Origin of the sequence: Gardnerella sp. DNF01189 (assembly GCF_049244195.1) — a bacterium.
Lineage (GTDB): Bacteria > Actinomycetota > Actinomycetes > Actinomycetales > Bifidobacteriaceae > Bifidobacterium > Bifidobacterium swidsinskii.
This window is the reverse complement of record NZ_CP058385.1, coordinates 1,156,114-1,170,628: the sequence shown is the minus strand read 5'-3', so window position 1 is coordinate 1,170,628 and position 14,515 is coordinate 1,156,114. Positions and strand designations below refer to the sequence as shown.

The following is a 14,515-nucleotide window of genomic DNA, read 5'->3' as shown; positions in this document are numbered from 1 at the left end:
TGAGTAATGTTGACTATATGATTACTCCTGCAGACTTACGACGTACGCTCGCCAAGCTTGCGGATAATCATGCCCAAAATCAAGCTGCTCCTGTTATTACGCCACTTGATTTAGCTAAAATGCATAGAAAAAAGTCTTGCCAGCAAGACAGTTGTGAAGAACAAAATGTTGTTGATATTCCGCTGTTTTCTAAGGATGACAGCACTGCGCAAGACTCAGGATCACCGGAAGATAATCTTCAAAAAACATCTTCTTTCTCAGGCGTATCTCCAGCACTTATGCCACCACGCAGACAGGCAGATACTCCTACAACTTTTGCTTCTTTAGATGCGCAAGACTTGCCAATTATTCGAGAATATTCCGCAGGCGGTTTAGTATTTGACTCTCTCGGGCGTGTCGCAATTATTGCTCGTCATTCAAGAAGCGGACACCTTGAATGGTGTCTACCAAAAGGACATATAGAAAAAGGTGAAACACCCCAAGAAACAGCAGTTCGCGAAATTCATGAGGAAACGGGTATAGTTGGCGAAGTAGTAGATTCGATTGCCACAATCGACTATTGGTTTACAGGCACAACGCATAGAGTACACAAGCTAGTGCACCATTTTGCGTTACGTTACGTAAGTGGCGACTTATCTGTATTAGGAGATCCCGATCACGAAGCAGAAGATGCAATATGGGTGAATTTTAAAGAACTTAATGCAATACTAAGCTATCCAAATGAACGTAAAATTGCATGGCTTTATGCCAAAAAAGCACATAGGCGGTCTAACAGTGAAGAAACTCACGCGTAAACATCAGACCACAAATGCGTCTACTGTTCTAAAGCAGAAGGCACTTTCATACGTATTTTCTTTATTACGAATTACGTTACATACTTGCTTAATTTCTGCACGTTTTATTTTTATATTATTCGTAGTATTTGCAACAATTTTTGCTTTTCCAACAGCAAAATATGCAGGATTAGCAAATTACGCATATGCAAACACGAAAAAAGCAGATTTATCTGACAAAACTTCTACAAGACAAAATAAAAAACAATCTACGTATGAAAATCCGCATAGCAAGGGCATTGAAATAGATATAACTCAAGCAACGCCTGTAGTAACAGATAAAAGCGGATACCACCTTACTGCAACACTAAAAGCCGTAAAAACGGCACTTCCAGAAGGCACTTTACAACTTTCTATAAATTCCAATTACACTTTTGTTTCGCGCACGGACGTGCAAAATTGGTCGCAAGAGGAATCTCTTATACCAACTCCTCAAATTTTAGATTCCGTAAAAACTCCAAGTTTAGCTTCCGGTCACACGTGCACTCTTAGCTTTAACATACCTGCAGATAAACAAGAATTACGTTCCATCCTGAATTGGGGTCCCAAACCATTAAAAATTACGTATTTCTCACAAGATTATTCAAAATACAAATCGATACATTCTTTTTTGACAAGAGCAAATATTGGCATGCACTCAGCTAACTTACCAGCGATGAAACTTACTGCGCTCATGCCAATATTAATTCGTACACAAAACGATTTACGCAATTTTAAAGCTAATAACATTCAACCTAGCGATCATTTAGAAACGTTACTTAGAGCAGACAAAGATAGTATTCACAACATTATTGGGAAAGCTGATTTAGCAAATAAACACTCAAAATTACAAACAATCGCAGATTTAAGCACAATACAAGCATCGCATTTAACACTCAAACCAAGCGCTTATATGCAACAATCTGGTTTTGATATCAGTGCTTATGCAGATGACAATAATGACGATTTGTATAAATCGGCAGGAATTACTAAAGAAAAATGGTCTGCAAAAAATTCGCAATCGCAGAAAAATATTACTAAAGCAAATAATTCAAAACAAACAGACTCAACTAATCATAATTTAAATAAAGCTTATGCATGGCAAACATACGGCAAATGGACTATTCATGCACTAGAGCAAGCAAAACGTAATGGATATGAAACTGTTATTGCAACAGACGAATTTGACAATAATGCTTCACAGTTTGCTGTTAGAAATGGCATATACGATATAGATACGCCTGCAGGGAATGTGCGAGTTTTGTCACCTCAATCAGTGCTTACTCTTCTGGCAAACGGAAAGCCTACAAGCGATAACGCAACAAGCGAACGAACTCAGGCTGGGCGCATTAATCGTTTAGTGGCACAAAGCGCGTTCTACCAAATGGAACAGCCGTATGTTGATAGACATATTCTCATTACTTTTTCGAATAATGCATCTAATTCAAATATTGATGCTGTTATGAACGCATTAGAACAATCTCCTTGGCTGTCGTTAAGCGACTTGCAAACAATGGCAAATACGAAGCAAAATGCCTTGCCTGACTGGAAGAAAAATTCCATAATGCGTGAAATATCTCGCAACAGCTCTATAAGCGAGAATATTACTGAAAAACGACGCTCTTGCCTAAACGATTTGTCACATTCAAGGAAAGACGTTTTACGTTTTACTAAGAATATTCTCGACTATAGTTCCGCTAAGCATCCTCATAATACTGAGGGTGACGCTCAAGCACTTGCAAAACAAACAGCCAAAACAAAAAAACTTATTAACATAAAAGACTTAGAAAAGTATTTATTACGCTTATACGACGATATTTCTTTGCACGAATTTACCAATAATACGATCGAGCAGCAAGATTCAGCCAAAACTACTGCACACAGCAAGAAAAATAACAAGTCTTGTATAAGTAAAAATACTGCTAAGACTTTTGCAAATACACTGATGAATGGCATTCACATAATCCCACCGCATGATATTACTGCCGTAAGCGAAACAGCAAGCATGCCTATTACGATAAGCAACACATACTCTTACCCTGTGCAAGTGTATTTATCTGCAAATACTCATGCTATGGAAATTGTTACACGCCGTAAAACTTTAGTAAAAATTCCAGCTAATAGCGAAACTCAAGTAACTTTACCACTGAGAATCACTACATCAATTCACACAAAAGCTACTTTTGTGCTTGAAGACAATCAGCATCGCGTATTTGCAAAAGAACAAAGCACACTTATTACTAGTACACTGCAAATTAGTGATAAAAGCGGTACGATTATTATAGTATTTGCTTTCATTCTTGGTCTTCTTGGCCTTTGGAGGCAATTCCACCGTAAGAAGGATCCAGACGAATGAGTTCAGTAGGTCGAAATTCTGTAATTATGGCTAGCGGAACAGCCGCATCACGCATTACAGGTCAAATACGTACTATCTTATTAGCAGCAGCCCTTGGAACAACAGGTTTAGCAGCAAACGCATATCAAGCTGGATCTATGATTCCACAGCTAATATATACGCTTGTTTCAGGTGGAATTTTCAACGCTGTATTAGTACCGCAAATTGTTCGCACTCTCGAAAAGAAAAATGCCGAGGAACGCTTAAATAAACTTATTACATTTGCAATTCTTCTGCTTCTCGCGCTAACAGTTCTTATGTCTATAGCAACGCCTGTGCTCACTATGCTATACGCCGGCGGAAGCGCCGAAATGCAAACATTAACATGTTCATTTACTTTATGGTGCATGCCTCAAATTTTCTTTTACGGTATTTATACAGTACTTGGGCAAGTTTTGGCAGCAAAAGAGCATTTTGCCATGTACGCGTGGAGTTCAGTTGCAGCAAATATTATTAGTTGCCTAGGCTTTGGCGTTTTTATCATCATCTTTGGTAAAGCAAATAGGATGCCACTAAGTTTTTGGAATGGCAATACTCTTTTGCTCACTGCAGGATTCTGGACTATTGGCGTAGCAGCACAAGCCTTAGTGTTATTCCTACCTCTTATAAAATGCGGAATACACTACAAGCCAAGTTTTGGTATACGAGATATCGGTTTAAGATCAATGGGCCCTGTTGCTGCATGGAGCATGGGCATTGTTATTGTTACACAAATAGTTGTAATGATTACTACGCATATAACAACAAGCGTCCCATTTGTTGCCGAAAAACGTTTAGGATTAGATCAGTTTGAAGTAGCAGGTAATGCTACTTATCAAAACGCTTACACAATGTTCCTATTGCCCTACTCTTTAGTTGCAGTATCTGTTGCAACAGCAATTTTCCCTAAAATTTCACGCTCCATTGCATCTCACGATTTACATAGCGCGCGCAATGATTTAAGTGAAGCACTCAGGCATGTAAGCATAATTATGTGCTTCTTTACAGTCATTTTTATTGTTATTCCGACACCTATTTCGTTAGCTTTAATACCATCAATAAGTGTTCAAGAAGCAAACCTTATGTCTGCACCTCTAATGATGCTAGCTTTTGGCTTGCCTTTAACTAGTAGCTATTTGATTATTCAACGCACATTCTTTGCTTTTGAAGACGGTAAAAGTCCTTTTATTTTCGCAGCAGCGCAACTTCTTACTGAGCTTTTTGCCTTTGTATGTTGCATTAATGTACTGCCACCTACTTATTGGGTTACAGCTTTAGGCTCATCAGTTTCAATAAGCTACTTCTTGACTTTCCCATCACTTGTTCATATGCTTCGAAATCGTTTCAACAATGACTTAGATGATCGAAATCTTGCAATTACGCATATAAAAATTACTATTGCTTCAATAGTATCTATTGTTGTTGGTCTCTTAGTGAGTAAACCGCTATTGCATGTTTTAAACTTCAATTCCCCACATATGCATGGAATATTAAGGTGGGTATACGCAATACTTATTTGCGCAATAACAACAATTATTATTGCTGTTGTTTATCTGTCAGCACTCTTACTTTTGAAGACCAGAGAACTTGTAGATTTGTCTGCCCCAATAATTAGTAAGCTTGCCCAAAAGATTCCTGCTCTTGCTCCTCTTGCTAAAATTTTTGAAGAAACTGCAAAAAGTCAATCACAGCACGAACAGAAAAATCTTAGAATTCCGCGTAGAATACAATCCGATGCAAAATATCATGATTCTTCTAACAGCAAAAACTTCTAAGAGCGTAGTTTCATATTGAGCTTTTCCTTAAAATATGTGATTATTTGGGAAATTATTTCAATAACAGCAAAATGCTGTACATAACATGACGGCTCACCAGTACAATTATGTGTTAGTAAAAAATGTTAAGTTACTTATTGCACATGCGTAGGAAGATGAGGAACAAATGGAACCTCGGTTAGGAGATATTGTACTAAATCGATACGTACTAGTATCGCTTTTGCGCAACGAAGCAGGCTTGCAAGTATGGCAAGCCAATGACCGCATACTTACGCAGGATTGCCAGCTTTTTATTGTACGAGATTCACGTTTTTTGCCGCAAGTAAATACAATTGCATCAACCTTGGCTTTATCGCATAGCCGCAAGTTTACGCAAGTACTTCAATTACGGCATCATGATTCTGTTGCAATTATTGTTACAGCTTTAGATCGCGGTATTACTATCAATGATTATTTGGCTCTTAAAAAAGCACCTTTAAGCTACGAAGCAATAAGAACTATTGTTGCAGAAACTGCACAAGCTTTAAGCAGATTACTTGCTAGCAATATTACTCACCACGCTGTTTCTAGTGACACTGTTCGCATAAGTTCTTCAGGAATTGAGTTAGCAGATACTCCAGTAAGTCCTCTTTTGGAAGATGTGACTCAAAAAGATGATGATCAAATTCCAAGGCAAAATGTTGAACATATTGCAACTAAGCAACTTGCATCATTGTTATACACTTTGATTACTAGAACTTCTTCTCGAATACAAGCTCGTTTTGATGCGTCTCTTTTGCCAGATAATACTCCTTCAGAATTTAGGATGATTTGCACAAGAAGCCTAGCTTCAAATAAAAATAACAACGTAATACCTATGGCGTCTATTGCAGAATTAGTAGCATTATTAGGTTCATACACGCCTTTATCGAAGCTCACAACAAGAGATATTGTGCTTGATGGTAAAACAAGTGTTGCTTCTATTAGCAATGTTCGACTTCGCGAAGCAAAAGATGATTGTATACTACCTTTGCCTGAAGGTCTTTCACAAAGTGAAGAAGAATTTGATGCACAATTAATGCAAAGAAATAATCAGGATTCTAACGATTTTTCTTCAACTAATTCAGCCAACACTATTTCAAATAATACAAATGGATCCGCTAAGTTAAGTGATAGCTTCAAAAATGCTGGAAGAACATTGGGATCTCTTCTTAAAAGAAGCAATACTAACTCAGATTCTGAAGGCATTGGTAACAATAGTTTTAGTGACGAAACTAACACTAATACAGATATAGATTTTCATGATATTGCAGCAGCAGAAATGGCTAGCATTCTCGCTCCTACAGAACTTGATACAGACGATGCTCTTTTCCCAACATTGTCTGCTTCATATAAACATTTTCCCGATACTGCTACGTCTAAAAATATTTTTGATCACGTTGAAAATACAAGAAATCAAACTTCCAAAAATACTATTAGCGAAACAGGCGTAGTTAGTAGTTTTGATTTTGGGCATCTTCTTACTGAAAATAATCAACACACAGAATTAATCTCAAGACCACAAAACTTAACTTCAGAAGGCGAAGCTACTGGTCGCGTTCCTGTTGTTGATTCTCACGGAAGATTTGTAGCTCCTGGAGAGGAATCAGCAAGAGCACTTAGAGACGAAATAAACAATGACCAAAACGACGATATCCAAGAAAATGGAGCACTTTCTTTGCCGCCAAGCTTCCAGCCTCTGGAACAAACTGCTAATTTGCACAAACAAAAGCAGAATACACAAAATAACAACACTATTGCAGATGCTAAGATTTGGTGGGGTCTTTCAACCAAAGTTATTGTTATCGGGGCTGTTTCGTTACTCCTTGTAGCTGGATTAGCTTTGGCATTACATGGTTTATTTGGCAATCATGAAAGCACAGGTAGCTTCGGAAACAACGGCTCATGGGATAGCACTAGTCTAGAAAATGTTCCGTTTGGTAGCCAAGGTATTCTTCCTCAAGAAAAACAACCTGTTAAGAAAAATATGGGTCGTAAGCAAGTAAAACCTGTGCCTAAGCCTAAAATTCCTACTAATAACGTTGCTTACGAAGCTGATCGTTATCAATTCTTAAGCTTCCCGGCTAATCAAGCTGGATATGGATACTATATTCACTTAACCGAACCACAAACTGTGTATCGCTTCGTTGTTTCGATACGTTCCTCTGGAGGTCACGCATATTTGTTGGCAGATACTAAGGATGATCCAACTAAGGGAACTCAAGTAGCAGAATTTACATTCGATGAAAGCGGAACAACAGATGTAAAACTTAAGAAGATTGTAAAATCTCAAGATTTCATGCTATGGGTTCCAAAAGATAGCATGCCTAAGAACAGTTTGTACATCAATTCTGTAAAACTGTATTGAATCTCTTATAATAAGTGCTTTTAAGGAAATAAGTAATGGAAAATAAACTTCGAAAAGTTATCATAATTGGATCCGGACCTGCAGGATACACTGCTGCAATATATTTGGGTCGCGCTGGGTACAAACCACTTGTTATTGCTGGAGCTCTTACTCCAGGCGGTCAATTGATGAACACAACGGAAGTAGAGAATTATCCAGGATTCCCAGAAGGTATTTTAGGCCCTGACTTAATGGAGTCTATGCAAAAACAAGCTGAAAAATTTGGTGCAGAAATATTGCTGAACGATGTCACTTCTGTAGACTTTAAAAGTGCTGTAAAGCTCGTTACTACCGATGACGGTATAACTTATGAGTCCGACGCAGTTATTGTCTCTACGGGCTCGCAAGTGCGCAAATTGGGCATTCCGGGAGAACTCGAGTACTCCGGCAGAGGTGTATCTTATTGCGCAACTTGTGACGGCTTCTTCTTCCGAGGAAAACCAATTACTGTAGTTGGTGGAGGAGATTCTGCTTTTGAAGAAGCATTGTTCCTCACACGATTTGGTTCTTCTGTTACTTTAATTCACCGCAGAAATGAATTCCGCGCTTCAAAGATTATGGTTGACAGAGCAAAAGAAAACGAAAAAATCAAATTTATTACAAATAGCGTTGTAGATGAAGTGCACGGCAACGATGTAGAAGCTACTTCACTTACTGTTCGCAATGTTATTACAGGAGAAACTCAAGAAGTTGAGTCAGCTGGATTGTTTGTGGCAATTGGTCACACTCCTGCAACAAAGTTTTTAAACGGCCAATTAAAACTTAATGAAGATGGAACAATTGTTGTTGATGGTGCAACTACTCGCACTTCTGTTGAAGGCGTTTTTGCTGCGGGAGATGTTGTCGACAACATGTATCGTCAAGCAATTTCTGCAGCAGGAATGGGATGCAGAGCAGCTCTTGATGCTCAAACTTATCTTAACGAAAAATACGCTTAAATCTTACTCATTACACAAAGGCTTACTAAAAGTAAAAGCATAAATACAATTAAATTTACGTGTGACATTACAGTCTAAGCTATTATATTGTAGACAAATGTCACACGTATTTTATTAAAACTACTATTCTTTTTTAGAAACAAGTAAACCAATAATTCGTTGCATTTCTTCAGGAGAAGAAAAGACAATCTCGATTCTTCCATGATTTTCTGTGCCCTTAATAGAAACTTTGGTAGCAAAATGCTCCTCAAGCTGCTTGCGCACAGGCGAAGAAGACCACTGATTATTGCGACGCACACGCGTACGTACTGCTCCATGAGATGTATCTTCATTCTTCAACGAAACAATCTCTTCAGTACTACGAACTGACAATCCTTCTGCAATAATGCGATTGGCTAGACTCTCCATATCTTCTGGATTTTCCAAGCCAAGTAGTGCTCGTGCGTGACCTGCAGAAAGCACGCCTGAGGCGACATGTTTTTGCACGCTAGCAGGAAGATTGAGAAGTCTTAAAGTATTAGCAATTTGTGGACGTGATTTTGATACAGACTGAGAAAGCTGAATCTGTGTTAAACCAAAATCATCTATCATCTGAGAATATGCTGCCGCTTCTTCAAGAGGATTAAGAGCAACGCGATGAAGATTTTCAAGCAATGCATCTCTTAACATATTTTCATCAGCAGTTGTGCGCACAATCGCTGGAACTGTATCAAGTTCAGCTAGCTGAGAAGCACGCCATCTTCTCTCGCCCATAATAAGTTCATAATGTGCAATTTGTTCATCATTTTTATCTGCATCAACAATAGGTCGCACAACTATAGGCTGTAAAACGCCGACTTCTTTAATAGATGACGCAAGTTCTCGCAGCTCATCTTCATCAAAAATTGTTCGAGGTTGATGCGCATTAGGAACAATATCTAACGGCTTAAGATAAGCTAAATATCCACCTTTTACTGGCTTCAAAGGCTCATTTTTTGCGGTTTTATTCGATTTTTCAGCAGCGTTATTTTTTTCACCAATAACGGTTTCTTCATTATTTTTTGCCTTAGACGACATAAATGTCGTTGATGCTGAATCTCCAAAAAAGAAATCCATAGGTCTAGTGACATCTCCAAGAGATGGCATAGTTGAACGTTTATGAGAATGCTTGTTAGTATGAATTGACGGCACGGTTTCACGTGAAACATTCTTTATTTTGTTATTACTCTTATCCGCGTGAGGAGCAATTGAATTGCTCATACTAGGAACCTTTGTTTCATGTGAAACATTTTTTGATTGATTATTATCTTTATGTAACGTTTCACGTGAAACTTTTGCTTGTTCTTCTAATTGACTATCCACAGATTCGGATTTTTTTGTTTCATGTGAAACATTAAATTGCAAATTATTAGATGCATCGGCAAGCGCATCCTCGCCAGGCAAAGCTGGGAACAAAGCGCCTAAACCTTTACCCAGGCGAGACTTATTTCCACTCATTATTGATTCTCCTGTTGTTGTTCTTGTCGATTAGCATCTTGCTTTGCTGCAATAACAGATAATACTGTCTTAGACCTTTTCGCTATTTCTAACGCAGCTTCGCGATAAGAAATCGCTCCTGATCCATGAGGATCATAAGTAATAACACTTTGGTTAAAACTTGGCGCTTCAGGTATTTTCACAGTACGAGGAATCGTAGTCTCAAGCACAATATTTGGATAATGTTTTTTAACTTCTTGGAAAACTTCTCTGCCTAATAAAGTTCGCTTGTCAAACATAGTAACAAGCATTGTAGAAACAACTAAAATTGGATTGTAATGTTGCTGGACTAAACCAATAGTTCTTATAAGCTGTCCTAAACCTTCAAGAGCATAATACTCAGCTTGAATTGGTATAAGCATTTCACGTGCTGCACACATGGCATTAATCACTAACAAGCCAAGCGACGGAGGACAATCAATAAAAACATAATCGTAATGTTCGCTGCTATTATCAAGATATTCTTGCAAGGCATCCTTTAACAGATTATTACGATTATCCATATCTGCAAGCTCTAATTCAGCACCACTCAAATCAATGGATGCTGGCACAACATCAAGTCCTTCAATATCTGGGCAAGCATGTTTTACTTCAGCGATACTTTTTCGCCCTTCAAGAACATCGTAAACCGACAAATTACCAGAAGCATGAGGAGTATTTAATGCAGTTGACGCATTCCCTTGTGGATCCATATCAATAAGAAGTACTTTTGATCCACTTACTGCCATAGCTGCAGCAAGATTTACAGCAGAACTTGTTTTTCCTACTCCACCTTTTTGATTAGCAACAGCAATAAAACGCGTTTGCTTAGGCTTAGGATATTTCGCTTGTTCAATGGAATGAAAACGAGATGTCAAATCTGCCAATTCAACACCTAGGGAGGATTTTGAATCTCCAAAAATTCGTTGAATCGTTTCAGCAGCTGATTCCACGACGTATCACCCCCAATTAAATATGCGAAACTCTTAAAATAAAAATATCGTGTTTTAAGTTTCGTCGTTTCCATGGACATAAAAAGCACAAATTTTTTGATGTTTCACATGAAACATCAACACCTTATTCCATAACTAACTACATATTTTTCTAATCATAAAACACTAATGTTAATGCTGCTGCACACTACAAAATAGAAACAATCAATGCCTCGCTCTCCCCAAAACCTAATTGAACAATTTATATTCATGTGGTGAGATTCTTCGATTTTTCGCATTGATTGGATGTGCTTGTATGTTTCTGTAGCTTTGCACCAGTGCTTTGCAAACGTTGCACATGAAGCTTTGCAGTAATGCTTTGCAAACGGCGATTATTTATTGATTAGCAAACTTTAACAGTATTGCTCTGCGGACGTTGAATATTTATCGCATAGAGAACACTAGCATCCGTGCTGCTGCGCACGTCACACCAGGCACTCCTACCACACCAAAAACACTAGCGGTTTTACTAATAGTGGGAGATAGGAATTGCTTGGTCGAGCAATATAAAAGCGGAACGATAGTAATAATCTTGTTGATGAATACTATTTTTGCAGAAAAAGTAAGTAAAAAACTAAACTTAACTACACAACCGCTAAGTCCAAATAAGGTATAAGAGCGGAGCGCTGCGAGACAAGTAATTCCTATCTCACACAGCCACACAAAGAAACCCGCCAGCCAAACACCAGCTAAAACTCACGCCACGCCAAACAAGAACTTTCGAGGCTCATCAGACCGTTTTCAGAAAACACCAGTCAAAACTCATAGACGATACGCAAGAACATCGAAAATAAACTCGCGCCATAGAAAACACAAATTTTAATTAAAAAAATTAGGCTTTATTTACTATTACAACTGTAGTTGGTTGTAAGCCAGATGCAACAGGTGCCTCAAAAACATGAGTATCTATTCCACCGGCTTTTCGAATCATTTTTACAGCTTTTTCTACTTCTGCTTGAGCAGATTTACCCTTTAATGCTATTAATTTCCCGTGCTTATTCAATAGAGGAATAGTCCATCCAGCTAATTTCGTCATAGGAGCTACAGCCCTGCATGTTACTACATCAAACGCTGGAATTTCATGTGACTTAACTTTGTCAATAACTTCATCTGATCTGCCGTGAAATATAGTAACATTTTTTAATTTCATAAGAGCAACGCACTCACGCAACCAATCAACACGACGCTCCATAGGTTCAATCAAAGTAACGTCATAATCAGGTAAGCACGCAGCTAAAACTAGACCAGGAAAACCTCCGCCGCTACCTACATCTGCAACTCTTTTATTTTTTCTACCAACTATTGCTTCTTTAATAAAAGGAACAACTGCTGCAGAATTTAATATATGCCTTTCCCAGAGAATATTCATATCTCTAGGACCGATAAGACCTCTTATTAATCCTTCTTGCTGAAGTTTCACGTGAAACAGCTTACACTTTTCTAATGCTTCACCTAAAACCTCGTTCAGCAACGGGGATCCTTCCAATTCGTCCGCTATTTTTTGTGTATTTTCCTCGTATTTTTTATCTAAATTAGCTTCCATATTTTCCCCAAAACAAATAAAAGCAATATAAAAAATAAAATGAAAAGTAACACAACAAAACATTTTTTGTTCCATTGTGTTACTTTTCATTTTATTTCTCTTTTCCTTCGAAAAGAAACAATTAAATAAAAATTAATTATTCTTCAGAATATTCGCCTTCTACATCGTCAATTTCATCAATATTCTCATCTTCAGAAGCAACTGAAGGCATGTAAACAGTTACATAGCGGCGTGGTTCTTCCCCATGTGAACGGGAGCGCAAACCTTCATCACGTACAGTATCATGCACAACTTTACGCTCAAAAGAATTCATTGGCTTCAAATTCACAGGTTCACCAGTTTCACGCACCTCATCAACAGCATCTAACGCAATATCGCGCAAATGCTGGCGCTTACGCTTTAAGAATCCATCTACATCAACTATAAGATGCGAACGATCACCAGTTTTTTGTTGAACAGCAAGACGACTCAATTGCTGCAAGGCATCGACAACCTCACCATTGCGACCAATTAAATTCTTAATATCAGTGTCATCATCTGCAACAATCTGAATCATTGGGCGATTATTGCGCACACCCATCTCAATATCACCCTCATAATCAGCAATATCGAGTAAGCCTTCTAAATAATCTGCGGCAATATCAGCTTCTTCATTGAGTTGATCAACCGTCCTCTTCTCATCTTGTACCATTAATTACTCCTTATCGTGAGAAAATTCACGTTTTACAAATTCCTGAAGTCTAGTTTAGCGGATAATAAAGCCAAGTTACTAACTTATTTTCAAGTCATAAAAATGACTTTATATATCCGCAAAATGTATCTAAATATTAGCGCTTTGCCACCTTACGTTTACGTTGTGGCTGTTTGCGCTGGAATCCCTCAATCTCTCTACGCTCAGCTTCTTCACGAGCTTTTTGAAGATTCTCTTCTTCAATAGAAGGCAACCCTTCGCGCTCACGACGAGCAGTTTCTTTTTGATAGTCACGCTTTTCTTTTTCTTCAGCTGCAGGAGATCCAGGAGTTGGGAATGCGTAAACCTGCCAAATTGAACGCAACATATTTATAACATTGTTTACTAACCAGTAAACCAACATTGCAAATGGCATAGCAAACGCAGAGAAAACGTAAATCAACGGGAATCCCCACATCATGAGCTTTTGTACAGTATATTGGCTACCCTGCTTAGACTCAGGCGGAAGATTCTTACGAATATTATTGAATTGCATGTACCACATTGCAGCACACATAAGTACAACAAATATAACTATGACAATTTTACCTGCGCCAGCAGTTGTCATAAAAGTATCTGCAACACCAACCCCAAATACGCGAGTTTTAATGAATTGCTGTGCTGTTGCAATATCAAAGGCACCAAGAGCTGCATGCTTACCACGAGCAATAAAAGGAATAACGGAAAGCGTATACCAAATACTCATAAATGCAGGACCCTGAATCATCATAGGTAGGCACGAACCAGCAGGATTGGCTTTGTTATCTTGATAAAGCTTCATCATTTCACGCTGCATAGCTTCTTTACTTGCAGGATCATTTTTGCCTTTATATTTTTGCTGTATTTTCTTAATCTTAGGCGCAATAGCTTGCATTTTGCGCATGCCTTTAATGCTTTTAATAAATGCAGGGAAAATGCACGCATGCACAACTAATACCAAGAATACGATGGAAAAAACCCAAGAGAAGCCAACTTCATTCATTCCCAGAAGAGTTAATAACTTATGGAATAATGACATAATTTGAGTCATGAGCCACTCAACTGGCGTCAAGATTTTATAAAACCATCCCAAGAATCCATTATCAAGTATGAAGTTATCTTGATTAAACATTAGTTTTCCTTGTCTTCTTCAGCCAAGGGAGTTAGCCGTGGCTCTTCATGTGCTTTAGACCAAGCACATCTGTAAAAAATCGAATATTTGCGGGGTACATCATCAATACTGCAGCTTGTCCAAGGTCTACAGCGTAGAAGGCGTAATAATGCAAGAATACCACCTTTAAACGTGCCATACCTAGCAATTGCTTCAATAGCATAACGCGAACACGTAGGATAGTATCTACAGCAAGCTGGTCTATTTGCAGAAATCGTGCGCTGATACCATCTAATTGCACTAATTACAAACTTAGAACTTAAACTTTTTTTACTACGCATA

Annotated in this window: 11 protein-coding genes; 5 read left to right on the top strand and 6 right to left on the bottom strand. The window is 38.2% G+C overall.

The genetic code is table 11. The annotated features are described in order from the left end of the window. Positions 1–17: 17 nt before the first annotated feature. The 5 genes from HXT41_RS04630 (at position 18) to trxB (ending at position 8,324) form a co-directional block, all read left to right on the top strand. Positions 18–794, top strand: a complete 777-nt coding sequence (locus HXT41_RS04630; protein WP_004110180.1) for an NUDIX hydrolase — start codon at positions 18–20, stop codon at positions 792–794. Continuing rightward, positions 745–3,168 (top strand): DUF6049 family protein, encoded by a 2,424-nt coding sequence (locus HXT41_RS04625; RefSeq protein WP_004110182.1) that lies wholly within the window; start codon positions 745–747, stop codon positions 3,166–3,168. Before HXT41_RS04630 ends, HXT41_RS04625 begins: the two co-directional genes overlap by 50 nt. After that, complete coding sequence (gene murJ / locus HXT41_RS04620; RefSeq protein WP_064621505.1) at positions 3,165–4,961, top strand: murein biosynthesis integral membrane protein MurJ; 1,797 nt, start codon at positions 3,165–3,167, stop codon at positions 4,959–4,961. The genes HXT41_RS04625 and murJ overlap by 4 nt, the downstream gene beginning before the upstream one ends. A gap of 166 nt (positions 4,962–5,127) precedes the next feature. Further along, entirely contained in the window at positions 5,128–7,347 is a 2,220-nt protein-coding gene (locus HXT41_RS04615) for a kinase (RefSeq protein WP_033888539.1), read from the top strand. 35 nt (positions 7,348–7,382) lie between these two features. Beyond that, positions 7,383–8,324 carry a thioredoxin-disulfide reductase gene (trxB, locus tag HXT41_RS04610; RefSeq protein ID WP_102703290.1) on the top strand — a complete coding sequence of 314 codons (942 nt, stop codon included), beginning with the start codon at positions 7,383–7,385 and terminating at the stop codon, positions 8,322–8,324. 123 nt (positions 8,325–8,447) lie between these two features. Here trxB and HXT41_RS04605 read toward each other — a convergent pair whose 3' ends face one another. The 6 genes from HXT41_RS04605 to yidD form a co-directional block, all read right to left on the bottom strand. Beyond that, complete coding sequence (locus HXT41_RS04605; protein WP_012913704.1) at positions 8,448–9,800, bottom strand: ParB/RepB/Spo0J family partition protein; 1,353 nt, start codon at positions 9,798–9,800, stop codon at positions 8,448–8,450. Further along, on the bottom strand, positions 9,800–10,771 hold the full coding sequence (locus tag HXT41_RS04600) for a ParA family protein (RefSeq protein WP_116431996.1): 972 nt from the start codon (positions 10,769–10,771) through the stop codon (positions 9,800–9,802). The genes HXT41_RS04605 and HXT41_RS04600 overlap by 1 nt, the downstream gene beginning before the upstream one ends. Before the next feature lie 871 nt (positions 10,772–11,642). Continuing rightward, positions 11,643–12,353 carry a 16S rRNA (guanine(527)-N(7))-methyltransferase RsmG gene (gene rsmG, locus HXT41_RS04595; RefSeq protein ID WP_004109604.1) on the bottom strand — a complete coding sequence of 237 codons (711 nt, stop codon included), beginning with the start codon at positions 12,351–12,353 and terminating at the stop codon, positions 11,643–11,645. Between the two features lie 136 nt (positions 12,354–12,489). Beyond that, on the bottom strand, positions 12,490–13,044 hold the full coding sequence (locus HXT41_RS04590; protein ID WP_004109601.1) for a protein jag: 555 nt from the start codon (positions 13,042–13,044) through the stop codon (positions 12,490–12,492). A gap of 136 nt (positions 13,045–13,180) precedes the next feature. Beyond that, entirely contained in the window at positions 13,181–14,194 is a 1,014-nt protein-coding gene (yidC, locus tag HXT41_RS04585) for a membrane protein insertase YidC (RefSeq protein ID WP_064621826.1), read from the bottom strand. After that, entirely contained in the window at positions 14,194–14,514 is a 321-nt protein-coding gene (yidD, locus tag HXT41_RS04580; protein WP_076003119.1) for a membrane protein insertion efficiency factor YidD, read from the bottom strand. Before yidD ends, yidC begins: the two co-directional genes overlap by 1 nt. Position 14,515: the final 1 nt, after the last annotated feature.

What these genes read in the sequence shown, in the direction of transcription:
- HXT41_RS04605 (WP_012913704.1), bottom strand. Translation starts at nt 9,800, where the DNA reads ATGAGTGGAAATAAGTCTCGCCTGGGTAAAGGTTTAGGCGCTTTGTTC.
- murJ (WP_064621505.1), top strand. Translation starts at nt 3,165, where the DNA reads ATGAGTTCAGTAGGTCGAAATTCTGTAATTATGGCTAGCGGAACAGCC.
- HXT41_RS04590 (WP_004109601.1), bottom strand. Translation starts at nt 13,044, where the DNA reads ATGGTACAAGATGAGAAGAGGACGGTTGATCAACTCAATGAAGAAGCT.
- yidC (WP_064621826.1), bottom strand. Translation starts at nt 14,194, where the DNA reads ATGTTTAATCAAGATAACTTCATACTTGATAATGGATTCTTGGGATGG.
- HXT41_RS04615 (WP_033888539.1), top strand. Translation starts at nt 5,128, where the DNA reads ATGGAACCTCGGTTAGGAGATATTGTACTAAATCGATACGTACTAGTA.
- rsmG (WP_004109604.1), bottom strand. Translation starts at nt 12,353, where the DNA reads ATGGAAGCTAATTTAGATAAAAAATACGAGGAAAATACACAAAAAATA.
- yidD (WP_076003119.1), bottom strand. Translation starts at nt 14,514, where the DNA reads ATGCGTAGTAAAAAAAGTTTAAGTTCTAAGTTTGTAATTAGTGCAATT.
- HXT41_RS04625 (WP_004110182.1), top strand. Translation starts at nt 745, where the DNA reads ATGCCAAAAAAGCACATAGGCGGTCTAACAGTGAAGAAACTCACGCGT.
- trxB (WP_102703290.1), top strand. Translation starts at nt 7,383, where the DNA reads ATGGAAAATAAACTTCGAAAAGTTATCATAATTGGATCCGGACCTGCA.
- HXT41_RS04630 (WP_004110180.1), top strand. Translation starts at nt 18, where the DNA reads ATGATTACTCCTGCAGACTTACGACGTACGCTCGCCAAGCTTGCGGAT.